The sequence below is a fragment of the Thioalkalivibrio sp. AKL17 genome, assembly GCF_000377885.1.
GTDB lineage: Bacteria > Pseudomonadota > Gammaproteobacteria > Ectothiorhodospirales > Ectothiorhodospiraceae > Thioalkalivibrio > Thioalkalivibrio halophilus.
The window spans coordinates 200,700-224,219 of record NZ_KB898764.1 but is presented as its reverse complement, the minus strand read 5'-3'; the positions used below and the strand labels follow the sequence as shown (position 1 = coordinate 224,219).

The following is a 23,520-nucleotide window of genomic DNA, read 5'->3' as shown; positions in this document are numbered from 1 at the left end:
TGACGGGATCGATCAGGTGGTCATCACGGGATGGCGGGTGTTGCGAAGCAACTGAGCCAGGAACTTGGCCGGATGCCGTGACCAGGGCATGAAACGTGGTAACTGGAAGCGGTCCTGTCCGCGTCCGCCGGCCCCCATGGAGGTCGATACGGCGGCGGAGAACCCGGCCTTGCGGACCAGCTCCACATCGCGGGGGCCGTAGTCCTGCCCCGGCTTGCCGTTGGGATAGGCGAACAGGTCCACCGGACCGCCGGTGATCAGCTGCAAACGCTCCCGGCCTTCCCGAATTTCGTGCGCGGCCGTGGCTTCGTCTTCCTGAGCCAGGATCGGATGTGTAAGGGTGTGGCCGCCGATACCCATCCCCGCCCGGTGCAGTTCGCGAACCTGGGCATCGGTCATCATCAGATCGTCCGGCAAGTCGGCGCCGATACGTTTGGCCATGGCCTGCGCCACGGCCTGGTGTTCCTGACACGGCTGCCATTTGATCTCGCGGATGATCGAACGGAACGCCTCACGGCGACTGTTCGCATCCGATATCGAGTGCTGCCCCAGTCCAAGGTCGCGCAAATCCAGGCGGCCCGCGGGCACCCGCCGGATCGTCTCGAGCAGGGTGTCGTTGAACATGCGCCCGCCGTTGAGGTAACCCGCGGCAATGAAGAACGTGGCGGTTACCCCGTGCCTTTGCAGTATGGGCAGTGCATTACGGCGGTTATCCGCATACCCGTCGTCGAAGGTGATCGCGGTCGCCCGCGGGGGCAGCATCCCGGCATCCATGCGCTGCAGCGCCTCGGCCAGAGGCAGCACGTTGGTGTACCGGGCCAGCAGGCCCACCTGGCGGTCGAATTCGACACAATCGGGGTTGTCCGGCTTGAGGGCATCCGGTGTGTCCAGCACCTGGTGATAGAGCAGGATGGACAGCCGCTGGCCGGGCTGGACCCCGGCCCACACAAGCCGGATGGCCGTAAGGACACCGCTCACCCCGAAACCCTTGCTTTGTTTCAAGCCGGACGGGGAGCCACGCTGCACTAACGCGGCCCGACCGGAAAACCGCTTCACGCCTGCCACAGCTTCTCCCCTATCATCGACCGTTCCACCACCTCATGAATCCGGTCGATCTGCCCGGTGGTCAGTTCTTTACGCCACTTGCCAATCTCTGTCCGGGGCGCACGCTGTACGCCGAAGTAACCCGATTGGCTGGCGCCGGTGCGCAACGACCGAATGAACCGGTCCGTCTGCTCGCTCCAGTCCAGTCCGACGTGGGCAAAAACCTTCCTGGTCTCCTCCTCGGTCGACCGGGACAGCGCATCGTGCGTCACACACAAATAAGCGTCGTGCCCCTCGAGCGATCGATAAACGGCTTCGTTGACGGCCATCCATTCAAAGGCCATCTGCTTTTCAATCGGCCAGGCCTTGACTTCCTCGCGCTTTAATTTCCAGTTATCCGCGTAACCCGAATCAAAAAGGGCGTCGATATAGACTTCCGTACCCATCAGCCCCAATTCGACCCCGCGCATTCTGGATGCCACCACCCCGGCCGGATGCCGGATCAAGTGCACGAGCCGAATACCGGGTAATGCATCCACGAACAATGGCGCCCGCGCGACGGAATTGACACTCTTGATTACGGTGACCACATCGCCTCGCGAGGCATTGCCGATCATGTCCCATACGACATCCCGTTTTCGCGCAAACCCCAGTTTCGCGAGCGTACGTGCTGCGGCCACATTCAGGCGGTAAGCCACCTCTCGCGGCCCGGAGCGATACGACTTGCGGAATCGGGGTTCCTTGCCAGTCACCTTTGGCGCCCGCACCTGAGCAAGCTCGTGGAGATACTCTCCGGCCTGGCGAGAAAATCCTTCCCGCGCTCCGGGAGGTGGAAGGAACGGCAGGGAGGTATCGACCCGTGCCCAGTCCGGTTCATGGCGATAGAGAACCCGCGAATGGCTGTCCAGGAGCTTCGCCAGAAAGGTCGTTCCGGACCGGCCGCTGCCTACGATGAGGACTGGATCAGTCTGTTGGTCCATACCGGATCCCCGGAGATTGCAGATGGCTCGACACGAACGCCGTGGTGGCTCTACCGGCAAGCGGTGCAACGCTGGCCGCGTGAAGAAGCACCACGGCCGTCAGGGATCAGACTGAACCACCGTATTGGCGGCGTATGTGCGTTACGACACATAGGGAAACCGGAGTCCGGATGCCCCAATGTCCGAAGCCTTTACGTGCCCCCCGAACCCGAACCAGAACGCAAACCATTTATTCTTCAAAAACCGCTAGATACATATATGGCCTGCGCTTTGCTAGGCATCAGGGCAGAGCCCGGGAGGTCCCGGACTCGCACACGTTCTACCTACACGAGGAACAGGACATGAAGACGAAAACGACGGCACTGAGTCTGGCGGTGTTGGCAGCGGTGGGCCTTGCGTCCTCGCACGCCAGCGCAGAGTTTGTGGAAACCTGGGATTTTGATGTTGATCTGGAGTGGCTCACCGAGGGAGCGGAAGCCCCGACCTTCGACCCCGGAACCGGAACCCAGGAAGTCACTTCCGAACGGCTGAGCTGGGGCAGCAGCGAAGGAGACATTGACCCGGAAATCAATGACCAGCGGAGCGGGCTGCAAATCATCGATTCGCCCTCGTCGGGATCGGTCGATACCGGGGATGAAGTGGACACGGTTGGTGTCACGCATTTCAACAGTGCGATCGCCAGTGAGTTCGCGACGCTGGACACCGCAACACTGATGACCAACCTGATCCTGACACCGAGCGTACCGCCGGTGACCGGAGGAGAGCCCCTGGCTCCGCTCACGCTGGCGTTCAAAACGACCTTCGAGGAAACACCCAATACCGAGCCTTGTGGCTTCGAGTCGGCGACTGTGTGCGACGACATCTTCACCGTCCAGTTCGAAGCCCTCGATGACACGTTCACGCTGGAGGGTGTCACGTACAAGACCACCGTGGTCGAGGAAGGCCTGGGGTTCCTGGATGATGATACCTGTGCCGCCGCGGGCGAGCCCGCGGGCTGTTATGGTCTGACCACGCCGGAAGGCGAGTTCACCACCCTGCAGTTCGGCTTCGGCATCGAGGCGGTAGAAGTACCCAACCCGGCCATGCTGGCATTGTTCGGCACCGGCCTGCTGGCCCTGGGGGCGGTCGCCGGCCGTCGCCGGCGCGAAGACTGAAGTTCCGCACTCAGTCGATCCACTTCTCAACGGGAGCCTCCGGGCTCCCTTTTTTCGTTAAGGAAACACTGATCAATGTACACGCTCGCGCTCGAGTCGCTTTTGCGTGCGAACAAGGCGCGGCGACCGCCGTGCAGTCATTCTGCACAAGGGAGCCGCAACGCCGTGCGCGCACAAAAGCGGCCGAGCCCCTACGGGGTTGGGCCCCGGGTTCCCCGATCCGGCGTTGCGCCGCTTGCGGGTAGAACCACTACCCGCTGCACGACGCGCCTTGTCTCGGAAAACCCGGGGCACCAACGCGAGCGTGTACATGGATCAGTGTTTCCTTAAGGAAGCCCTAAAGCCCGCCCTCCGCGTGTCTTGTGCGAGACTGGGAATGATTCGATTACAAGACCCATTCGGGGCTTTCCCTTGCCCCTCAGGCGGAAGACTGATGCAAGACTGGAACCTGTCGCCTCTCTCCATTGCCGCCGCGCAGGACGCCTGGCGCGAGCTCGAGGCGTACGCGCCCCGCACGCCATTCCTCTCGCATGCCTGGTTCGACGCACTGGTGTCGGTGGCGGGTGAACGGGCGGGGCTTGCCTGTTACCGGATCGAAGCCGGCGCGGGCATGCGGGCGTTTGGTTGCATCGGCCGGCGGCGCGTGCGCCGCGCACGGGTCATCCCCAGCCGGACCCTGTTCCTGAATCAGACGGGTGACCCCGAGCTGGATCGCCTGACGCTTGAGCACAACGGACTGGCCGGCTCCGAGGAGACCGAACCAATGGCCCTGCATGCCCTGCTGACGGAATTGCTGGAGAACGATGCAGGCTGGGATGAACTGTCACTCGGGTGGCTTTCCGCGGAGCGCTGGCAGGCGCTGGCCCCCGCCCTCGCCGACCTGCCCCTGCACGTCAACGTGATCGACCGCAAACCCTGCTACTACGTTGCTCTGGACGGCATACGGGGGCTGGACGATTACCTGGCCGGCCTGAGCCGCAATACGCGCTATCAGATCCGGCGAGCGATCCGGGGATACGGGAATGGGGGCAGCGTCCGGCTGGAACAGGCGAAGGACCCCGAACAGGCGGCCACCTGGTTTCGGGCGCTGGTGAGCTGGCACCAGGCGAACTGGAATGCGCGCGGCCGAACCGGTGCGTTCGCCGGCGATTTCGTGCAGCGCTTCCACGAGCACCTGGTGGTCCACGAGACCGTCTCGGGCGCCGCCCGGGTACTGCGGATTTCGGGGCCGGAAGAGCCACTCGGGTATCTCTACAACCTGCACGCGGGCGATTACGTCTGCAATTATCAGAGCGGCTTTCGCTACAGCGAAGACCCGAAGCTGAAGCCGGGACTGGTCGGCCATGCCCTCGCGATCGGCCGCGCGGCCACGGATGGCTGCGGACGCTATGATTTCCTGATGGGTGACAGCCAGTACAAGCGCAGCCTCGCCAATGGCGTGACCGAGATGCTTCAGATCCGGTTACAACGGCCACGCCTGCGATTCCGTCTGGAGCGCGCCTTGCACGCGTGGGCCAGGGCCGGCACGGATGCGGGTCACGCGGCGCCCGGTCGACACGGCGAAAAACCGGTCAGGAAGAACGGTCAGGGGGATGCAGGGTGATCGCCGGTGCGGGCCCGCGGGGTCGACTCAGGGCGAGGAAAGGGCGCCGGCCGGTGAACAGGAGTTCGGCATGACCCAGTTGCAGAAAGTAGAGGCTGCCGATGCGCCGGGCGCCCAGCCGCTGATGGGCCCGCAGGGAGCTGCCGTTGAAAGCGGAGATACGGCTCAGGCTCCATTCGATCCCGCGTTCCTGCAGGGCGCGGTCGGCCGCCCGCCAGAGTTCGGCGAACACCAGGCCGCCCCGGGCCTCGGGAAAGACATACACATCCACGTCCAGGGCGCAGGGAGGAGCGGGTGGCGGCTGCAACACACAGCGATGCTCGTCTTCCTGATAGGGCCCGAACAGCAGCCAGATAAATCCCCGCATGGCCCCGCCCTCCCGCGGGAATACCCCAAGGCAGATACCGCCGGCCGTCTGGCGGTAACGGATCTGTTCCGCAGAACGCGGGAGTGCCTGCAGGGCCTCGGCGTCCCGGGTGATCTCGCGCACGTCGAACCGGGCCCGCTGGTTGCCGAAGCGCCCCGGCTGGCCGACGGGCTGGGCGATGAGGTAATAGCGGGCGACTCCCAGGCGCTGGTTCAGCCGGCGCAGGCCACCGTTCAGCGCCAGCAGCAGCGCATTGGTCAGGCCCAGCTCGCGGCGGCGGCCAAGAAAGCGGTGCAGGATATTGGTCAAGGTGCCCCGGACGGCTGTGGAAAGCGGGGAAGCGAAAGTGCGCACGCATCCATGAACTGACGTTTTATCTGAAGACTAGTGGGGGACCCGGAGAACAGGCAAGCGAATCCGGGCATCAGGGACAACATTGATACCATCGTGGCGCCAACGCGCGACTCGATGACAGCGCCTTTACGGAGGCCACATGCAGGATCGGGATTTCGAAAAACGCTGGCGCCGGCGCTTTACCGAACGAGGCAGCCAGTACGACGACGATGCGGCCATTGCAGGCTGGACCTCCACGGGCCTGGCAAGCCGCGTGCGCCAGTTCGAGCAACTGTGGCACCGGGCGCAGCCGGTGGGCGAGATCTGGCTGGACATCGGCTGCGGTGCCGGTACTTACACGCGCATGCTGCGTGCCGAGGGCCGACGCCCGATCGGGCTCGATTACTCGGCACCATCGGTGCAGAAGGCACGGGCTCGAAGTCCTGCGGAGATCCCGTGGCTGGCGGCGGACGTGCACCACTTGCCCCTGCCGGAAGGAAGCGCCGACGGCATCCTGTGCTTTGGCGTGATGCAGGCGCTCGCGGCTCCGGGACCCGCGTTGAACGACATGGCACGCGTACTGCGACCGGGCGGCGAACTGTGGGTGGATGCGCTGAATGCAGATTGCCTGCCGACCCGGGTAAGCGAGCACCGCCGCAGGCGCGCGGGTCGGGCCCCGCATCTGCGCTATGACAGCCACGCAGGCCTGGAGCAGGCCGCGCGCGAAGCGGGGCTGGAAGTACTGGCGCTGTACTGGCTGCCGCTGGCACCCGGGCGCCTGGCGGGCATGCAGAAAGTGCTGGAAAGCCGGCCCATGCGCGGCCTCCTTCAGGCCCTGCCCCCGCTGGCCGCCGGCCTGAGCCACTCGTTCATCCTTCGCGCGCGCCGTGTGTAAGGCCGGTTTCCCGGTCTTTCTCCTGACGGATGCCGGACGGATTTACCGAAGACGACATCCCCCTGCTGAAAAGGATGCTCCTGTTGCAACACGATGGACGAAACGGTCCTTGCGCATGCTTGCGGCCCCGTCGTGTTGTCATTTTCTTTTACACTTTTGCGAACCGGGGCTGACACAACATCCTGGCGCGCCGAAATAACCCCCTGAGAACCTGCACTTAAGCAATTCCGCTTCGATGGTCCCGATTTTGCTTTGTTTTCTTTCAGAACCTTTTTCCTTCCGCGCATTGACTTGCTCAAGAGTAATAACCGATATTTGTTATTAGCAGGCTGGCCAGCCGCGCGCCAGGACAAAAGGAAAGACCTTGCTGGAAAATCGGCCGCGAGACACGTGGTACAAGGCGCCCTCAAAACCGCGACGCCGGGCGCCAGTCCCGGAGGAAAATGATGAACACAAGACCAAACCGCCCCCCGGGCCCCGAACATGAAACCGAGCAGCTGGGAACGCGCGGGCGTACACGACGGCGGCTGGGCAAGGCCGCGCTGGGAACCGCGCCGGTTCTGATGACCCTCCACTCCGCGCCACTCAAGGCGGCGGGGGCGAACTGCATGGCTTCGGGCTGGGTTTCCGGCAACACATCAAAACACGATGCGCCCGAGGAGTGCGGCGGACGGACGCCCGGGTACTGGAGCGGTTCGGCCAACGCCGGCGACCTGAACCCGAGCAGTGCATCTTTCCAGAACCATCCGGGCTGGCACCAGGCGGTGGAAGAGGGAGAAGCGTTCGTTTCCGAATACGGCTTTCCGGGGATTGGCAACAACTACCGGGAATATGCCGTTGAAGACACCGACGGCGACAGCGAACCGGGCCACTCGGCCAACCCGGATGTGCCGGATGGCTCGTCCCACGGCGAGATACCTCTCACGGCTCTGGGGGCCGTTGCCGCTTCAGTGGAAGTACTCGGGCTCGTCGGCCTCCCGCACGAGCGCCAGATCATCCGCTTCGGCATGGCAGCCCTGCTGAATGCACGCTACATCTCCGGATATCCGCTGTCGGAGCAACAGGTGCGGGATATCGTGACCGACACACTGAATGACGGCTATTACGTCGCCGACAGCGGGGATCGCCTGGAACCGGAACAGGTCAAGGCGTTCCTCGAAAACACCATGAACGTGCCAACCTGGGGCCCTTGAAAAAGGGCGACGCAAGCGCGGACGTGCACACCGATCAGCGCCCCCCTGCTGGATTGGACTCTCCGCGCTGGCGACTGGTCCCGGAACTGCACCTGCGGCGCTGCGGCGACCAGTGGGTCGCCTTCCATTCCGGACACGGCACGACGCATCTCGTGGACGCCGGGGCCGGACGTGTTCTCGCATGCCTGCAACGCGAGCCGGGCCTCGACCTGCCGGCACTCGCAGCCCGTCTGGGCCCGGAAAGCGACACGCCTGCCGGCGCAATGACCGGCTGGCTGGCCGGGCTTCGCGACAGCGGCCTGGTGCGGGACGACGCCTAGTGCGAGTCAGCGAGCTTGGCCATGCCGGCCTGCGCCGACGGCTTTCCGCAGACGGGCTCCTGCTCGCCACGGGCCCCTTCGTGACCCGGATTCGCAGCCGCATCCCGAGCGTTGCGGAGGGGATAAATTCGCTGTATCCCGATTGCGAGGTACACAACGCCGACAGCTTTTACGACTTTGACTGCGAATTGCGCCCGCCCCGGTCCTTGCGCCGGTTCTATCGCCCGCAGGTGGTGTTCCTCTCGGATCAGCGCGTGGTGTTCAAGCCGCTGCCCCGGCACCAGGCCTACCCCATGCTCGAATGGGGCATGAACTGGTGCATCGCCAGCCACGTCCAGAACCGCCTGGTGCTGCACGCCGCGGCACTGGAACGCAATGGCCGGGCGCTGATCCTTCCGGCGCCGCCCGGCTCCGGCAAGAGCACACTGTGCGCGGCCCTGGCCAGCCATGGCTGGCGCCTGATGACCGACGAATCCGTGCTGGTGGCACTGGATACGGCGGAGATTTCCGGGCCGGCGCGTCCGATCAGCCTCAAGAATGCCTCGATCAACGTGATCCGCGACTTCTGTCCCGAAGCGAACGTGAATACCCCGGTGCACGACACCCTCAAGGGAACGGTCGCGCACATGCGCCCGCCCCGGGATGCGGTCGAACGGGCCAGGCAGCGCGCCCCGCCCGCCTGGGTCGTGTTCCCCCGTTTCCGCCCCGGTGCCGATACCCGGCTGATTGATCGCGCCCCGGGCGAGGCGTTCATGGGTCTGGTGGCGAATGCATTCAATTATGCGGCACTGGGCGGACGGGCCTTTCATGCCATCGGGGATCTGGTCGACCGGACGCGGGCGTTCGACTTCACCTACAGCCGCCTCGACGAGGCGATGGCCACCTTCGAGGCGCTGGCGGATGGACGGCAATAGCGCCCTTGGTCTCGCCCTCGCCCGCCCGGAAAGCATGGCGGAACGCAACGATGCAGAGTGGGCAGCCATGCTGGGCGCCGCGCGCGAGACGTCGCTGCAGGGCACGCTCTGGCACAGCGCCCGCGCGGCCGGTGTCCTGGATCGGCTGTGCGAACCGGTCGCCGCCCATCTGGAGGGCGCAGCCATGGTCGCACAGCGCCGCGCGGAGGCCCTGCACTGGGAGCTGGAAGGCCTGGATCGCGGGCTGCTCACCCGCATGCAGCCCCCGATCCTGCTCAAGGGCGCGGCGTATGCGCTGGCCGGACTCCCGAACGCGCCGGGTCGCATGGCCAACGACATCGACCTGCTCTTCCCCCGCGCGCAAGTCGAGCGCGCGGAGGCGTTGCTGTTCTTCGAAGGATGGACGGGGGCCCATCACAACGCGTACGACCAGCGGTACTACCGCGAGTGGATGCACGAGCTGCCTCCCCTGACCCACCGCCAGCGGGGCACCACCCTGGATCTGCATCACAACATCCTGCCGGAGACCTTCCGCGTGCGCACCGACCCCGAGCGACTGCGCGAGCACAGCGTCGCCCTGCCCGGGCCCTGGCGCTTTCGCATGCTGGCCCCCGCCCACATGGTGCTGCATGCCATCGTGCACCTGTTCTCCGAGACCGACTGGGACCGCGGACTGCGCGATCTCTACGACATCCACATGCTGGCCGGCCATTTCGCCGAACGCGAGGGCGAGGCCTTCTGGCAGGCATTCGTCGCGGAGGCACAGGCGCTGGAACTGGCGTGGCTGGCGCAACGGGCCCTGTGGCTCAGCCGGCGGGTGCTGCTGACCCCGGTACCGAACGCGGTCATACAGGGGCTTGAACAGGCCCGCACCGGCCGCCCCATATCCCCCTGGGCGCGCTGGGCATTTCGGCACGGGATCCGCACCCGCGCGGCCTCGGTAACCCCCTGGCGGGATGCCACCGCGCGCGGACTGCTGTTCCTGCGGGGACACTGGCTCAAGATGCCGCCGGGCCTGCTGGCCCGTCATCTCTTCTACAAGGCGTTCCTGGCCGAAAAGGAAGACGACGGGGATGTCCGCCCCGAACCGGAGCGGCACGGGTGACCGGGATCACTGCCCGCTGGAGTGATACTCGCGGATCAGGGGACGAATCTGTTCCGCCGGAATCGCGTAGGTGATCCCGCTCGGCCGCTCGACCGCCGCCTCCCGGCCGCCCTGCACGAAGGTCTGATTGATTACGCCGATCACCTTGCCATCGTGCTTGCGATACAGCGGGCTGCCGCTGTTCCCGGGGTAGGCGGTTCCATCCAGTTGAAACACCATGGGGGGATCATCGCGCAAGGCGCGGATGCGCCTCGCATCCAGTTCACCGGAGCTGCGAGCCGGGATGACCATCGGGGTCCACGCGGCGATCGTGGCCCGGTGAGTGGCCGGATACAGCCCCAGAATCATGCCGATAGGGTAACCGGTGAAGGCAACCTCCTCGCCGACCCGTACGGAATCGGAAGAACCCAGCTCCAGCGCCGGCAATGACGGCGAAGCGATGTGCAGCAAGGCCAGGTCGTGCTCGCGCGACTGTGCCACCACCCGGGCATTGCGGATCACGGTATCGCGGCCCTGACCACTGACCACGACCAGCCGCTCGCGCTGGTCATCATTCAGGGATTCCGGGACCGCATGCCGATTGGTCACGACCAGCCGGCCGTCGTCCACGACGAAACCCGTGGCCAGATATTCGATCCGCGGACTGCGGGTCGGCTGGAAGGTGGCGATGCCCAGCACGGAGCCCTCAACACGCTCGACCGTTTCGGGCAGGGTTTCGGCCTGGAGCGGCTGAAGCAACAGGCCGGCGAGGACGAGCCACACCGCGGACAGGGCGATCCCGTTCCTTGCAGAACACACGGCGGAGATGGCGGCGAGGCCACGCCTGGTTCCAATGAGCCAGGGCATTTCGTTTTCCTCTCGGCGTTCCCGGGGTGTCTCTCTGAGTGTAGTCCCGATTTTCCCCGAGGGTGCCGTGAGACGGTCCGATTTTCGTGGCGGTGTTATGAGAGGGGTACGAGCACCCGGCTCGAGAGTGCCACCATCACATGCCAATTACCGAAGAGGAGCCCCCGAATACCGGGGAGACGGGTTGGGTCGGAGACCTGCCCACCGCATGTCGCAACCCGCCATCGTGGCAACGCCCCCGCATCCGACGATCAACCGTCCAGCCACGGTTCGCTGCGCCGAAAACGACGCACCACCATGACCGCAAAGGCCGCCACACCCAGCGTCGCGGGGATGTACTCCAGGGCCAGCCCCAGGCCCGCGGCCATGTAGCCCGTGACCAGCGCCCACAGAAACGGGATGATGGCCACGATGAGCGGCGGCCGCGGAAGCGCCAGCAGCAACAGTGCCAGGGTCAGCAGCATGGTGGGAGCCGGTGCCACCCCGACATACGACAGCTGCGACCAGGGCGTATCCGTCAGCAGATGCCCGAGTAGTGGGTGCGCGGCCACAGCGTAGACCACCAGCACGACCGCCAGTACACCCGTCCGGCCACCGGGCCAGCCGAAGATGCCCCCCCGCCCCATCACGGTCAGGGCCAGCACCATCATCAGACCCTGCGCCACGAACACGCCCGCCAGCTCCTCGGCGGCAAAGTGAAACGGCGCCACCGAACCACCGAAGAAGATCAGCCCGATCCAGATCCACAACACGCCCAGCAGCACGCCAATCGCATGCCCGGCGAAACGCGCCCCGGAGAACGCCAGGGCGATCGCAGCCAGGACGCACAGCGCAGCCACCCCGTGCAGGGGCCAGATCGCCTGGTTGTATTGCTCGAGGATCGCCAGCCAGGTGGATCCGTCAAACGGCAGCATTGACCAACTCCCATGTCCGTGGGTTCAGAACCGTTTCTCCAGGAAGCCGCCCCTCTGGCCGACGGGGTTGGTCGCACGCCGAATCGGCCGGAGGGTCAGCCTCCTACAGGTCGCCGACCCAGGCAACCATGCGTTCGCGCATTGCTGCATCGGGCATGGGTCCGTACAGCGCGCCCATGTTCTCCCCCATGTGGGCCACGACCGAGGTCGCCGGGATCGCGCAGGTCACGTCCGGATGGGACACGATGAACTTGAGAAGGAACTGGGGCCAGTTCTCGCATTCGATCTCGGCCGCCCAGTCCGGCAGCGGGTGGTCTTCGAACCGCTCGATCAGGGCCTTTTGCCGGAACGGGCGGTTAGCGATCACGGCAATACCGCGCTCGGTTGCCAGTGGCAGCAGGCGCTGCTCCGCCTCGCGGTCGAGGATATTGTAGGTAAGCTGGACGAAATCGAGGTCTTCCGAGCGCATGATGCGCTCCATCTCGTCATGCCGCCGCCCGTGCGACGTGGTGATCCCGATGTAGCGAACCTCCCCGGCCTCGCGTCGCTCACGCAGGGTCTCCAGATGCGCCTGCCAGTTCTGCAGGTTGTGCACCTGCTGCAGGTCCAGGCGGCCCGCGCCCCACAGATCCAGGGAATCCGCATGCTGCTCACGACCGGTGGAGGTACTGCGGGTCCAGATCTTGGTCGCCGAGAACAGGGCCTCGGGACGATCCAGCGCACGCAGGCAGTCCCCCACCACTGCCTCCGCTCGGCCATACATGGGCGACGAGTCGATCATGCCCCCGCCCCGGGCAAAAAAACGTCCCAGGATCTCGCGACGTACCGCCATCGGACCCGGCGCGTCCGGGACATTAAAGGTAATCCACGTCCCCATCCCGATCACCGGGATGCGCTCGCCAGAAGACGGAATCGGCTTGCGATGGGGCGCGCGCTCGGCGGCAAAACCCGCCGGCGAAAGGCTGGCCCACCAACCGGCTGCAGAGGCAGCGGCGAGCTTCAGAAAGGAACGGCGCGAGCGCCGGCGATCAATCATGGGATGCCTCGCACGATGCAGAGATGGCTACCAGATCGTCCCCGTCCGGAGGCCTGAAGTTCCCCCACGGTTCTTTGCCGGGCCACGAGGGCCCTTCATGAACACGCGCGGGAGGCGGAATCGCCCGCCGCTGCCGGCCTCGGCCAGGCAGTCGTTTCCGGGCCACGGGGGATGCACGTCCCGGGGAGTGCCTTCCGGATCATGCTGACACCCCCTCCATTCATGTAGTCACAACGGCGTTGCATGCGTGCAAGTATCGCTCGAAACAGCCTGCCGATGCCGGCACGCGTCATCGCTTTGCGTTTTCTCCACCCCGGAATTCCGGACCGCCAAATCGACCCAGGAGCTCGAACCGCTTATGGCCTCTTTCCCGCGTTCCGCCCCGTCCGAACAACGCTCCGGCTTCATGATCCATGTTGCATGGATCGCCATGGCCCTCGTCCTTCTGAGCGGGGCGCTTGCCCGGCCAGCCGCGGCGCAGGACCCCGACGCCTTCATCACCACCTGGGAAATCGGCGAACCCGGCGATGAGATCTTCATCCCGACGGCACCGGCCACCGAGTACCACTTCACCATCGACTGGGGCGACGGGACCGTCGAGGAGATCTCCGGCACCGACCCGGATCCGACGCATGCTTACGCCGAGCCCGGTATCTACCAGGTCGCCATTACCGGGAGGTTTCCGCGCATTCATTTCGATCTCTCGCAAATGGACTTCCAGAGGCCCGCGCGGGGCGACATCCACCCCGGGGACAACGCGCAACGACTGGTGGCCGTCGAGCAATGGGGGACGATCGAGTGGACCAGCATGGAAGGCGCCTTCGCCGGCGCGGTCAATCTGACGCTCGATGCCACCGATGCGCCCGATCTGTCCGACGTGAGCTCCCTGAGCCGTATGTTTGCGCTGGGCCATTCCTTCGATGGCGACATCGGTCATTGGGACGTCTCCGGCATCGAGGACATGAGCCACCTGTTCGAACAGGCCTCTTCGTTCAATCAGGACATCGGCAAGTGGGATGTCTCCAGCGTGACCGACATGAGCGGCATGTTCGACGGTGCCGATGCGTTTGACTCAAGCAGGCTGCCTGCCGGGCCGGGCTGAAGCCGGCGTTGCCACACATGGCTCTGCCCGCGAATCCCCGGGCCTGCAAACGGCCGGTCGATGTCTCGGGATAATGCCAAGCGTAGCTCGCCGCTTCCATTTCGACCACCTCCACGGTCACCACGGCCTGTTGGGCCCTCGAGCAGAGGACGTCCAGCACACGCTCGCTGAGCATTCGGCGTTGCTCTGGTGAACGGCCCGGCTGGATCCGCAGCTGTGCATGCAGAAACGGGCGGCGGGTTCCGCCCACCAGATATTCCGTCACCGGCCGAGCCCTTGCCTTGATGTGTGATTCCGAGAAGAGCTGCGTCTCCCGCGCCGCCGTGTTCGGTCACAAAGACAGGCGGCCCTTTCCCCGGGCTGGAAGACAGCACCAATCCCGGCCCGTCACCGGGTAGTCACACAATGGTCACAGAGGCTTTCGAGGCCCCAAATGAAAAAGGGACCAGCGACTGTAAGTCACTGATCCCTTTCTCGAAATAATGGCGCGCCCGGGAGGATTCGAACCTCCGACCGCCTGGTTCGTAGCCAGGTACTCTATCCAGCTGAGCTACGGGCGCGTCGACTGAAACGCGAATTATGGGGATCCGGACGGAGTGATGCAAGCCCCCCGAACGAATCCTTTCAGCGCTTGCGCGGCACGGGGTGATACGGCTGGCTGCGAACGCGGTCATGTTCGTGCATGCGGTAGTGGACGAAGTCGTCCACCGCCTCGAAGTGCATGAAGGGGTTGCCCTCTTCTTCCTCGGCCAGCGTCGATTCGGGCTTTTCCGCATAGTTGTGCCCGGGATGGATGCAGGTGTGCTCCGGCAGGCCCTCGCGCAGGCCCTTCAGGGTATGGAACATCTGCTCGGGGTCGCCGCCGTGCAGATCGCAACGGCCGCAGCCGAACACGAACAGGGTATCCCCGGTGATGAGGTCGTCGCCGGCCGGCATGTGGAAGCAGGTCGAGCCCGGGGTATGACCGGGGGTGTGCAGCAGGCGGATCTCGGTGTCGCCGAGCATGAAGCGATCGCCACCGTGGTGCAGCTGCGGCTGTTCCAGGTCGCGGCCCCAGAACTCCGCCTCGGGCTTGAGCAGGTGCAGACGCGCCGAGGGGTTGTACTCGAGGATCGCCTCGATGCCATTGATGTGGTCGTGGTGGCTGTGGGTCAGCAGGATGTCGCTGATCTCCACGTCCTGTTCCCGCGCCTGGCGCAGGATCGCGTCGGGGTCCCAGGCCGGATCCACCACGGCGGCGCGCCGGCTGCCCACATCTTCGATCAGGTAGACGAAGTTCTCCATGGGACCGAGTTCCTGGCGATGGATCCGATAGGGAAGCGCACTGGACTGGGGCATTGGCTGTCTCCGTGATGATGTCCGTGGTAATGCTGTCGCGATTCCGGCCCGAAACGCGGGCCGGCTACCATAAGGGAGAAACCTACATCCTGTGGAATCCCGAAACGTCATGCAAAGTTCCGCGCCCGAAGCCGAAAACCCCGAACAGCACTGGCAGGCCCGTTATGACGCGGGCTCGACCCGCTGGGACCGGGGCGAACCCAGCCCTTCTCTGGAGCGCTGGCTGGCGCTCACCGACCTGCGGCCCGGGGCCCACGTGCTGGTACCGGGCTGCGGCTATGGCCACGAGGTGCCGGCGCTGGCCGAACGCGGCTTCCGGGTCACCGGCCTGGACGTGGCGCCCACCCCGGTCGAACACCTGCAGGCAGAGCTGAAACACCGGGGCCTGCAGGCACACGCGGCGGCCGTACAGGCGGACATGCTCGACTGGATGCCAGCGGCGCCCGCGGACGCCATCTACGAACAGACCTCGCTGTGTGCCCTGCCGCCCGCGCAGTGGGAAGCCTACGCCGAGCGCCTGTGGCGCTGGCTGCGCCCGGGTGGGGAGCTGTTCGCCTGCTTCATGCAGACCGGGCGCGAAGGCGGGCCACCCTATCATTGCGCCCTGCCCGACATGCAGGCACTGTTTCCCGAGGAGCACTGGATCTGGCGCGACGACGCCGGGGCCACGGAGCACTTCAACGGCAAGCATGAAATCCTGCGCCGCCTGATCCGGCGCTGATACGGGCCGCCCGACGGCCGGGAGGTGACCATGTTCCTGCAGCCACCCAGTGGCCTCAACGGCATCCGCGCGGTGCTCCTGGATCTCTCCGGCGTGCTGTATGTGGGCGACCGCGCGATCCCCGGGGTCGCCGAAGCCCTCCGGCGACTGCAGACCGCCGGATATCCCCTGCGCTACGTGACCAATACCACGCGCCATTCGCGCGCCCGCATCGTGCGCGAACTCTCGTCCATCGGCTTTACCATCCCGCCCGAACATCTGGCGACCGCCCCCGCGGCCATCCATACGCGCCTGCAGGCCGAAGGGCGGCGACCGCTCCTGCTGCTCAACCCGGATCTGGCGCCGGAGTTCGAGGATATGGCCACGGATGATCCCGATGTCGTCGTCCTCGGCGACATGGGAGAGGCCTTCGACTATGCCCATCTCAACCGTGCATTCCGCACGCTGATGCAGGGCGCCCCCCTGTGGGTGATGGGCGTTAACCGGTATTTTCGCGAGGCGGACGGCCTGTCCCTGGATCTGGGTCCCTTCGTGCGGGCGCTGGAATTCGCAGCGGACGTGACCGCCGAGAACTTCGGCAAACCCGACCCCCGGCTGTTCCATGCGGCCGTCGCCGATCTCGACTTGAGCCCGGAAGAGGTCCTGGTTGTGGGAGACGACGTCACGTCGGACGTCGAAGGGGCTCTGGACGCGGGCATGGCCGCCTGCCTGGTGCAGACGGGCAAGTACCAGCCCGGCGACGAGAACCTGTGCGGTCACCCCGGCGCGGGACTGGCGGGCGATCTGGCGGATGTCGTGGACGGCCTGCTGGATCCCGCCTGCCATCCCGAGCGGGAACGCCCCTGAATGAGGACCGCCCCGACGGACTTCCGGGGGGAGAAGACCGACGGGGCGGAAAGGGTACCGGACCACGAGCCCGGCACGACCCGCGAGAGCGGGCCGCACCGGGGATCGTGATCAGGCGGCGTCGTTACGGAAGATGAAGTGGTGCCGGGCGCCGCGACGCTCGTCCTGCTGCCGCGCCACCTTCTGCACTTCCGGACGGTTGGCGAACTGCGCCAGGGTGATGCCGTCGAGAAAATCGTACAGCTGCTGGCTCAGCTCGTCCCACAGCTCGTGGGTCAGGCAGCGATCGCCTTCCTGGCAGTCCTTGTGACCCTTGCAGCGGGTCACGTCCACCGACTCATCCACCGCCGTGATGATGTTGGCGACGCTGATCTGGTCAGCACGCTTGGCCAGGCGGTAACCACCGCCGGGACCGCGGACCCCTTCGACCAGACCCGCCTTGCGCAGCTTCGCGAACAGCTGCTCCAGATAGGACAGGGAGATCCCCTGGCACTGGGAAATGTCGGCGAGGGTCACCGGACCGATCCGGTCGTGAATCGCCAGGTCCATCATTGCTGTCACCGCATAGCGGCCCTTGGTCGAGAGTTTCATGTCTTTCGCCTCCGAAATCGTGGTCGGTATGTCGCCTTGTTCCTTTTCCCAGTCCTTATGGCAACAGATTCCGTTCCTAGTTCCCGACAACCATGGTCAGGAATAATTCCGCTATCCTAACAAGCGTTTTGACAGATTTCACGCTTTTCTAACGGTTCTACTCATTAGGATATTCAAAAATCGCCAAAGTTCCAGAGGTAGAAGGGACTTTTTTCCTCTTTCAGGCCGAGACTATGCTGGACGCAATACAGAAAGGCACAAAATGCGTAAAGTTTTTCGACGCCGCGGCCTCGGCAATCGAACCCTTGCCGGGGAGGGAGTGGAATCGAACGAGGAGTCGGGGACCAACTGCAGCGCAACCGCGCCCGACCAGGGAAACACTGATCAGTGTTTCCCTAACGGAGAGCGCCGTGCGGCGGGACGAAATCGAGTCAGGGGAGGATCTGGACCGGGGTCCCCACGGGAAGCCGCGGGAACAGCTCGATCACCTCGTCATTGCGCATGCGCACACACCCGTGCGAGGCCGGCTGTCCGATGCGGCCCTCCTCATCGGTACCGTGGATGTAGATGTAACGCTGCAGCGAGTCGATGCCCTCGCCCCGGTTCACGCCATCTTCCAGACCTTCCAGCCACAGGATCCGCGAGGTGATGTTGTCACGCGGACTGCGCTCATCAGGGCCGGTGAGGATCTCGGCCGTCTGCCCGGTATTGCCCCGGGCGCGGAAGATGGTGCCCTTCGGGGCCCCCTCGCCGAAGCGCTCGGCGATGCGATGCAGACCCGGCGGGGTCTTGAGGCTCCCGTCCTCGTTACCCACGCCGTTCTCGGCGGTGGACACCTCGAAGATGTCGGTCACCCGGCCGTCCTCCCACACGTAGAGGCGCTGCTGGTCGACGCGGACCACGACCACTGGCAGATCGGCCGACGCCCGCGCCCGCTCGCGGGCGTCGGCCACCACCGGTTCGATCCATTCGAGCGAGGGCAATGTCACGTCGCCTACTTCTTGTTGGCCAGATCGAGGACTTCGCCCGCGACCGGGGTGTTTTTCACGCCGTCGGCCCGTGCCGCGGCCAGCTGGTCCAGATAGCCATCCGGCAGCTCGGTCACGTATTCGCCGGTAAATACCGAGCAGTCGAATTCGTCGATCGAGCGGTTTCCGCGCCACACCGCAGCCTTCAGGTCATCCAGGTCCTGGTAGATCAGCCGATCGGCGGCAATGGCCTCGCAGACCTCGTCCTCGTCGCGTCCGTGGGCGATGAGTTCTTGCGCGGCCGGCATGTCGATCCCGTAGACATTGGGATAGCGCACCGGCGGCGCGGCGGAGGCAAAATACACCTTCCTCGCCCCGGCCTCGCGTGCCATCAGCACGATCTCGCGCGAAGTGGTCCCGCGCACGATGGAATCGTCCACCAGCATCACGTTCTTGCCGCGGAACTCCAGCGAGATGGCATTGAGCTTCTGCCGTACCGACTTCTGCCGCTTGGTCTGCCCCGGCATGATGAAGGTCCGGCCGATGTAGCGGTTCTTGATGAAGCCCTCGCGGTACTTGATGTCCAGCTCGTGGGCCATCTCCAGCGCGACGGTGCGCCCCGTGTCGGGGATGGGCACAATCACGTCGATATCGTGATCCGGCCACTCGCGGCGGATCTTCTCGCCCAGCGCCGTGCCCATGCGCATGCGTGCGCGATGAACGAATACGTTGTCGATCACCGAATCGGGCCGGGCGAAATAGACGTGCTCGAAGATGCAGGGCGTCAGCCGCGTGTTTTCCGCACATTCCCGCGTGTACACCTCGCCGTCGGGGGTGATGAACAGAGCCTCGCCCGGTGCCAGATCGCGCTCCAGTTCGAAACCCAGGGATTCCAGCGCCGCGCTTTCCGAGGCCGCCATCCATTCAAGGCCTTGCCCGTCTTCGGCTTCGCGCGAGCCGTAGACCAGCGGCCGGATCCCCTGCGGGTCGCGGAACGCCAGCATCCCGCGGCCGGCGATCATGGCCACCACGCCGTACGCCCCGCGCGCCCGCTGGTGCACCCGTTCCACCGCATCAAAGACAGAGTCCGGCGTCAGGCCGTTGTCGATGAAACGGAGCAGCTCCTGGGCGAAGACATTGAGCAGGATCTCGGAGTCGGAGTCGGTATTGATGTGGCGGCGGTCGGTGGCGAACAGCTCGTGCTTGAGCTCCCCGGCATTGGTCAGATTACCGTTGTGCCCCAGCGTGATGCCGAACGGCGAATTCACGTAGAAGGGCTGGGCCTCGGCCGAAGACGAGGAACCGGCGGTGGGATAACGCACATGGCCGATCCCCATGTTGCCGGTCAGCGTCTGCATGTGGTGATTGTTGAACACATCGCGCACCAGCCCGTTGTCCTTGCGCAAATGCAGCCGCCCGTCATCGTCGCAGGTCACGATGCCCGCGGCATCCTGGCCACGGTGCTGCAGCACCAGCAGGGCATCATAAATGGGCTGATTGACCGGGGAACGGCCAACGATTCCGACAACTCCGCACATACTGACTCCAGGGGGTTCGGGATGGCCCTTGCGTGATCGGGCCGGATCGGTGATTCGTTTCGACGGGTGATGTAATTTACGGCTGACGTCCTATTGCGGCGTGTCCGGCGGTTCGGCATCCGGTTCGACCCCGGACTCGAACGGGAACGGGGCCTCCCCGTGGGCGCCCGCGTCCGTCTCGCCTCCGGACAGCAGACCCTCCAGATGTTCCCGCCAGTCTTCGGGGAGCAGTCCCAGCATCCAGTCGACCACGCGCTCGAAATGCGGGATGAGCATGCTGCGCTCCCACCAGCCCTCCTCCGGCATCAGGGTCAGCGAGGCGAGGAACACCAGCATGGCCACCAGCACCACACCGCGCAGAGCACCAAAGATGACGCCCAGGGCACGGTCGGTGCCGGTGAGCCCGGTCCCCTTCACCAGCTTGCCCGCCAGCACGCCCAGCAGGCCGCCTACGATCAGCACGGCAATGAACAGCACCGCGAAGCCGATTGCGAGCCGCACGGTCTCGTCCGGGACGGCGTCCGGCAGGATCACGGCGACGTCAGCGGCAAAGCGGATGCCCACCCATACGCCCACGATCCACGTCGCCAGCGAGAAGGTCTCGCGCACGAATCCGCGGAACAGGCTGATCACCCCTGATACGGCGATCAGGGCAATAATGACAAGGTCGATCCAGTTCACGGTGTCAGTCTATCGCAGGCTTGCTGGAACACGTACATCGATGCGTGGCGGCCTTCAGGGGAAGGTCACCACGATCCCGGACAAATCCCGTTCTTCTTCCAGGTCCTCGCGCAGGCGGATCGCCGCTTCGCGATCGGCCCGAGGCCCGACCTTGACCCGGTAGACGGTCTCGCCGTCCACCGTCACGTCCTCGACAAACGCCGCCAGACCGGCATCCCGCAGGGCCTGTTCCTGTTCGCGCGCATTGTCCCCGTCCCGGTAACTGCCGACCTGGACCGCCCATCCACTGGTGACCTCCTGCGTCGGCTCCCCCTCGCGCCGCAGCGGCTCCGGCCCCTGCGCCGCCTCGGTTTCGGGACTGGCCACAGAGTCGTCCCCGGCCATGTCATCTTCGTCATCTTCCGCGTCACGGTCCGATGGCAATCTCCGCGCCTCCGCAACGCGCGACGTATCCATACCGGGCGTTTCCATCTCGTCCTCCGGTGCTTCATCGCGCATGCGCATGTCACGTTCCGACGGCAACGGCACGTCCGGCTCGGCGAACTGCGGTGCCTCGGGGACCGGGTCTTCCGCGTCCGTCATGTACTGGTAACCCGCCCCGTCGAACACCCATGGCAGGAAAATCACCGCGAGCGCGATCAGGATCACCGCGCCGACCAGGCGATAACGCACAACCGGCTCGTCGCTCACGGTGACACCTCGCCCGCGCATACCGGCTCCACCGGGCGCGTCGCCGTGGCTGCCGCCTCGGCCAGGAACGCGGGCCCTTCGGTCGCGGCGGCAGCCACGGTGTGGAACGACCCGAACACCACCACGCGTCCCGACGCCCCGGCCAGCTCCCGCGCCCGGTCCAGCCCCTGCGCCACGCTCGCCGCCGGGGCTTCGACCCGGTCGACACCGGCTGCGGCCAGTTCCGCGGCCATATCGGCCGCCGGCAGCGCGCGCGGAAGATCCAGGGACAGCGGCACCCAGTGGTCGACCACCTCGTCGAGGGCCGCCCACATCGCGGCGCGCTCCTTGTCGGCCATCACCGCCACGGCGGCGACCACCGGACCCGATACCGGTCGCGCCCGCAGCCAGCGGGCCAGTTCTGCGACCGCATGCCCGTTATGGGCTACGTCGAGCAACCATTCGGGCTCGGCCCCACCCGGGCGAACCCGCTGCAGCCGACCCGGCGCCTGGCTGCGCAACGCGGCTTCCACCACGGCGCCGTCAAGGCGATATTCCAGCCCGAGACCCGCCACCACGGCCATGGCCGTGGCCAGGTTCACGCGTGCCGCACCATCCACGCTCGCGACCGCCTCCGGCGCGAGTTCCAGCAGGGTCTCCTCGGCTTCGAAGCACCACTGCAGCGCATCCGCACGTCCCACGGCAGGCTGCAGGTCGTAGTCCTCGCCCACCCGACGTACCGGCACGTCGAGCAAGCGAGCCCTGGCCTGCACGCTGTCGGGCGGATCCGGGTCGCCCAGCATCAGCGGGCGAGCCTCGCGCAGGATCCCCGCCTTTTCGGCCCCGATCGCCTCGCGGGTGTCACCCAACCATTTCTGATGATCCAGATCCACCGCGGTAATGACGGCAATGTCGGCGTCCCAGATATTGGTCGCGTCCAGCCGCCCGCCCAGGCCCACCTCCAGCACCTGCACGTCCACCGCGGCCTCGCGAAAAAGCCAGCCGGCGGCGAGCGCGGCGAATTCGAAATAGGTCAGCGAGTCCTCGCCCCGCGCCCGATCCACCGCGTCAAAGGCCCGGCACAGCGCATCGTCCTCGGCTTCGACGCCGTTGATGCGAATGCGTTCGTTGTAGCGAACCAGATGGGGGGAGGTGAACAGACCGGTGCGCAGACCCATCGCCTGCAGCAGGCCCGCGGTTCGCGTGGCCACACTGCCCTTGCCGTTGGTCCCGGCCACCAGCACCGTACGCGGCGCATGCCGGCACAGCCCCAGGCGATCGGCGACCAGGGTCACCCGCTCCAGGGTCAGATCCATGGCGACCGGGTGCAGGGTCTCCTGCCAGCTCAGCCAGTCGTCGAGACGTTCGAAGCGCACGGCCTCAGTCGGCCGGCCGGCCGCGGCTTTCGTCCGCTCCCGCGGTGGCCGGCACGGCCGCGTCCACGGAACCGGAATGGGCTTCGCGGCTTCCGGGCTCGGGATCCTCGCCCGGGGCCGGCGCGTGCATCATCATGCCCAGGATGGACGCCATGCGGGTGCGCATCTCACGACGGTCGACAATCATGTCGATGGCGCCATGATCCAGCAGGAATTCCGAGCGCTGAAAGCCCTCCGGCAGGGTCTCGCGCACCGTCTGCTCGATCACCCGCGGACCGGCAAAACCGATCAGCGCCTGGGGTTCCGCCGCGTTGACATCGCCCAGCATGGCCAGACTGGCCGAAACCCCGCCCATGGTGGGGTCGGTCATCACCGAGACGAACGGGATGCGCTCCTCGCGCAGGCGCGCCAGTACCGCGCTGGTCTTGGCCATCTGCAGCAGCGAGAACAGCGCCTCCTGCATGCGCGCTCCGCCCGAGGCGCTGAAGCAGACCAGCGGGATCTGTTTCTCCAGCGCCCGATCCGCACCGCGCACGAAGCGCTCGCCGACCGCCGAGCCCATGGAGCCGCCCATGAAGCGGAAATCGAAGGCCGAGGCCACCAGTGGCCGGCCCAGCAGCTGCCCTTCCATCACCACCAGGGCGTCGCGCTCACCGGTGGATTTCTGCGCGGCCGCGAGGCGGTCCTTGTATTTCTTGGAATCGCGGAACTTGAGGACATCCGAGGATTCGATGTTTTCCGCAATCTCCTCGCGTCCCTGTTCGTCGAGGAAGGTCTCCAGACGCCGCCGCGCGTGCATGCGCCGGTGATGCCCGCACTTGGGGCAGACATCCAGATTGCGCTCCACCTCGGGACGGTAGAGCGTGGCATCACAACCTTCGCAACGCACCCACAGACCTTCCGGGACCCCGCGCTTGTTCGCGTTGTCGGTGCGGATGCGCGAGGGCATCAACTTTTCGAACCAGCTCATGCCGACTCCGTCACGG

24 protein-coding genes, 1 tRNA gene and 1 pseudogene are annotated in these 23,520 nt (G+C 65.7%); 10 read left to right on the top strand and 16 right to left on the bottom strand.

What is annotated here, in order from left to right; all coding sequences use genetic code 11:
- Positions 1-12: 12 nt before the first annotated feature.
- Together D577_RS0101105 and D577_RS0101100 are read right to left on the bottom strand one after the other, a co-directional pair.
- Complete coding sequence (locus D577_RS0101105; RefSeq protein ID WP_244263419.1) at positions 13-978, bottom strand: polysaccharide deacetylase family protein; 966 nt, start codon at positions 976-978, stop codon at positions 13-15.
- A gap of 74 nt (positions 979-1,052) precedes the next feature.
- A complete protein-coding gene (locus D577_RS0101100) occupies positions 1,053-2,024 on the bottom strand; it encodes a sulfotransferase (protein ID WP_081618784.1) in 972 nt (323 codons plus the stop codon).
- A 341-nt stretch (positions 2,025-2,365) separates the two neighbouring features.
- On the opposite strand from D577_RS0101100, the gene D577_RS0101095 reads away from it, so the two are divergent.
- Positions 2,366-3,178 (top strand): THxN family PEP-CTERM protein, encoded by an 813-nt coding sequence (locus tag D577_RS0101095; RefSeq protein WP_018945755.1) that lies wholly within the window; start codon positions 2,366-2,368, stop codon positions 3,176-3,178.
- A 433-nt stretch (positions 3,179-3,611) separates the two neighbouring features.
- Complete coding sequence (locus tag D577_RS0101090; protein WP_018945754.1) at positions 3,612-4,781, top strand: GNAT family N-acetyltransferase; 1,170 nt, start codon at positions 3,612-3,614, stop codon at positions 4,779-4,781.
- On the opposite strand, the gene D577_RS0101085 is transcribed toward D577_RS0101090, so the two are convergent.
- On the bottom strand, positions 4,750-5,457 hold the full coding sequence (locus tag D577_RS0101085; protein WP_018945753.1) for a hypothetical protein: 708 nt from the start codon (positions 5,455-5,457) through the stop codon (positions 4,750-4,752). The two genes, D577_RS0101090 and D577_RS0101085, sit on opposite strands and share 32 nt — an antisense overlap.
- 184 nt (positions 5,458-5,641) lie before the next feature.
- Between D577_RS0101085 and D577_RS0101080 the strand changes: the two genes are divergently transcribed.
- From D577_RS0101080 to D577_RS0101060, 5 genes are all read left to right on the top strand, one after another.
- Entirely contained in the window at positions 5,642-6,376 is a 735-nt protein-coding gene (locus D577_RS0101080; RefSeq protein WP_018945752.1) for a class I SAM-dependent methyltransferase, read from the top strand.
- Positions 6,377-6,822: 446 nt separating this feature from the next.
- Positions 6,823-7,569: a hypothetical protein gene (locus tag D577_RS0101075; RefSeq protein WP_018945751.1), complete on the top strand. Its 747-nt coding sequence runs from the start codon at positions 6,823-6,825 to the stop codon at positions 7,567-7,569.
- 53 nt (positions 7,570-7,622) lie between these two features.
- Positions 7,623-7,889, top strand: coding sequence for an HPr-rel-A system PqqD family peptide chaperone (locus tag D577_RS0101070; protein WP_018945750.1), 267 nt, complete (start codon positions 7,623-7,625; stop codon positions 7,887-7,889).
- A complete protein-coding gene (locus tag D577_RS0101065) occupies positions 7,889-8,803 on the top strand; it encodes an HprK-related kinase A (protein WP_018945749.1) in 915 nt (304 codons plus the stop codon). The genes D577_RS0101070 and D577_RS0101065 overlap by 1 nt, the downstream gene beginning before the upstream one ends.
- Positions 8,790-9,908 carry a nucleotidyltransferase family protein gene (locus D577_RS0101060; RefSeq protein ID WP_024328358.1) on the top strand — a complete coding sequence of 373 codons (1,119 nt, stop codon included), beginning with the start codon at positions 8,790-8,792 and terminating at the stop codon, positions 9,906-9,908. Before D577_RS0101065 ends, D577_RS0101060 begins: the two co-directional genes overlap by 14 nt.
- A gap of 6 nt (positions 9,909-9,914) precedes the next feature.
- On the opposite strand, the gene D577_RS0101055 is transcribed toward D577_RS0101060, so the two are convergent.
- The 3 genes from D577_RS0101055 to D577_RS0101045 all read right to left on the bottom strand — a co-directional run bounded on the left by D577_RS0101055 (position 9,915) and on the right by D577_RS0101045 (position 12,704).
- Positions 9,915-10,754 carry a S1C family serine protease gene (locus D577_RS0101055; RefSeq protein ID WP_077243443.1) on the bottom strand — a complete coding sequence of 280 codons (840 nt, stop codon included), beginning with the start codon at positions 10,752-10,754 and terminating at the stop codon, positions 9,915-9,917.
- Positions 10,755-11,005: 251 nt separating this feature from the next.
- Entirely contained in the window at positions 11,006-11,668 is a 663-nt protein-coding gene (locus tag D577_RS0101050; RefSeq protein ID WP_018945746.1) for a DUF6064 family protein, read from the bottom strand.
- A gap of 103 nt (positions 11,669-11,771) precedes the next feature.
- A complete protein-coding gene (locus D577_RS0101045) occupies positions 11,772-12,704 on the bottom strand; it encodes an aldo/keto reductase (protein WP_026288832.1) in 933 nt (310 codons plus the stop codon).
- Positions 12,705-12,951: 247 nt separating this feature from the next.
- Here D577_RS0101045 and D577_RS0101040 point away from each other — a divergent pair, with 247 nt between their 5' ends.
- Positions 12,952-13,806 (top strand): BspA family leucine-rich repeat surface protein, encoded by an 855-nt coding sequence (locus tag D577_RS0101040; RefSeq protein WP_155985555.1) that lies wholly within the window; start codon positions 12,952-12,954, stop codon positions 13,804-13,806.
- Here D577_RS0101040 and D577_RS14520 read toward each other — a convergent pair.
- From D577_RS14520 to D577_RS0101030, 3 genes and pseudogenes are all read right to left on the bottom strand, one after another.
- A pseudogene (locus tag D577_RS14520) lies at positions 13,697-14,116 on the bottom strand (hypothetical protein); the annotation flags it as partial. The gene D577_RS0101040 and the pseudogene D577_RS14520 overlap by 110 nt on opposite strands.
- Before the next feature lie 173 nt (positions 14,117-14,289).
- Positions 14,290-14,366: transfer RNA gene (locus D577_RS0101035), tRNA-Arg, on the bottom strand.
- A 64-nt stretch (positions 14,367-14,430) separates the two neighbouring features.
- The gene (locus tag D577_RS0101030; protein ID WP_018945743.1) at positions 14,431-15,144 is read right to left on the bottom strand and encodes an MBL fold metallo-hydrolase; all 714 of its coding nucleotides are present in this window, start codon (positions 15,142-15,144) and stop codon (positions 14,431-14,433) included.
- Between the two features lie 109 nt (positions 15,145-15,253).
- On the opposite strand from D577_RS0101030, the gene D577_RS0101025 reads away from it, so the two are divergent.
- Both D577_RS0101025 and D577_RS0101020 read left to right on the top strand, forming a co-directional pair.
- Positions 15,254-15,865 carry a methyltransferase domain-containing protein gene (locus tag D577_RS0101025; RefSeq protein ID WP_018945742.1) on the top strand — a complete coding sequence of 204 codons (612 nt, stop codon included), beginning with the start codon at positions 15,254-15,256 and terminating at the stop codon, positions 15,863-15,865.
- Between the two features lie 30 nt (positions 15,866-15,895).
- Entirely contained in the window at positions 15,896-16,711 is an 816-nt protein-coding gene (locus tag D577_RS0101020; protein ID WP_018945741.1) for a TIGR01458 family HAD-type hydrolase, read from the top strand.
- A 111-nt stretch (positions 16,712-16,822) separates the two neighbouring features.
- Here D577_RS0101020 and iscR read toward each other — a convergent pair whose 3' ends face one another.
- From iscR to accD, 7 genes are all read right to left on the bottom strand, one after another.
- Positions 16,823-17,302, bottom strand: a complete 480-nt coding sequence (iscR, locus tag D577_RS0101010) for a Fe-S cluster assembly transcriptional regulator IscR (RefSeq protein WP_018936055.1) — start codon at positions 17,300-17,302, stop codon at positions 16,823-16,825.
- 431 nt (positions 17,303-17,733) lie between these two features.
- Positions 17,734-18,291, bottom strand: coding sequence for a L,D-transpeptidase (locus D577_RS0101005; RefSeq protein ID WP_026288831.1), 558 nt, complete (start codon positions 18,289-18,291; stop codon positions 17,734-17,736).
- Positions 18,292-18,296: 5 nt separating this feature from the next.
- On the bottom strand, positions 18,297-19,808 hold the full coding sequence (gene purF, locus D577_RS0101000; RefSeq protein WP_018945738.1) for an amidophosphoribosyltransferase: 1,512 nt from the start codon (positions 19,806-19,808) through the stop codon (positions 18,297-18,299).
- 90 nt (positions 19,809-19,898) lie between these two features.
- Positions 19,899-20,489, bottom strand: a complete 591-nt coding sequence (locus tag D577_RS0100995) for a CvpA family protein (RefSeq protein WP_018945737.1) — start codon at positions 20,487-20,489, stop codon at positions 19,899-19,901.
- Positions 20,490-20,543: 54 nt separating this feature from the next.
- The gene (locus D577_RS0100990) at positions 20,544-21,200 is read right to left on the bottom strand and encodes an SPOR domain-containing protein (protein ID WP_018945736.1); all 657 of its coding nucleotides are present in this window, start codon (positions 21,198-21,200) and stop codon (positions 20,544-20,546) included.
- Entirely contained in the window at positions 21,176-22,534 is a 1,359-nt protein-coding gene (locus D577_RS0100985) for a folylpolyglutamate synthase/dihydrofolate synthase family protein (protein ID WP_018945735.1), read from the bottom strand. Before D577_RS0100985 ends, D577_RS0100990 begins: the two co-directional genes overlap by 25 nt.
- A gap of 4 nt (positions 22,535-22,538) precedes the next feature.
- Positions 22,539-23,504 (bottom strand): acetyl-CoA carboxylase, carboxyltransferase subunit beta, encoded by a 966-nt coding sequence (gene accD, locus D577_RS0100980; RefSeq protein WP_018945734.1) that lies wholly within the window; start codon positions 23,502-23,504, stop codon positions 22,539-22,541.
- Positions 23,505-23,520 lie beyond the last annotated feature (16 nt).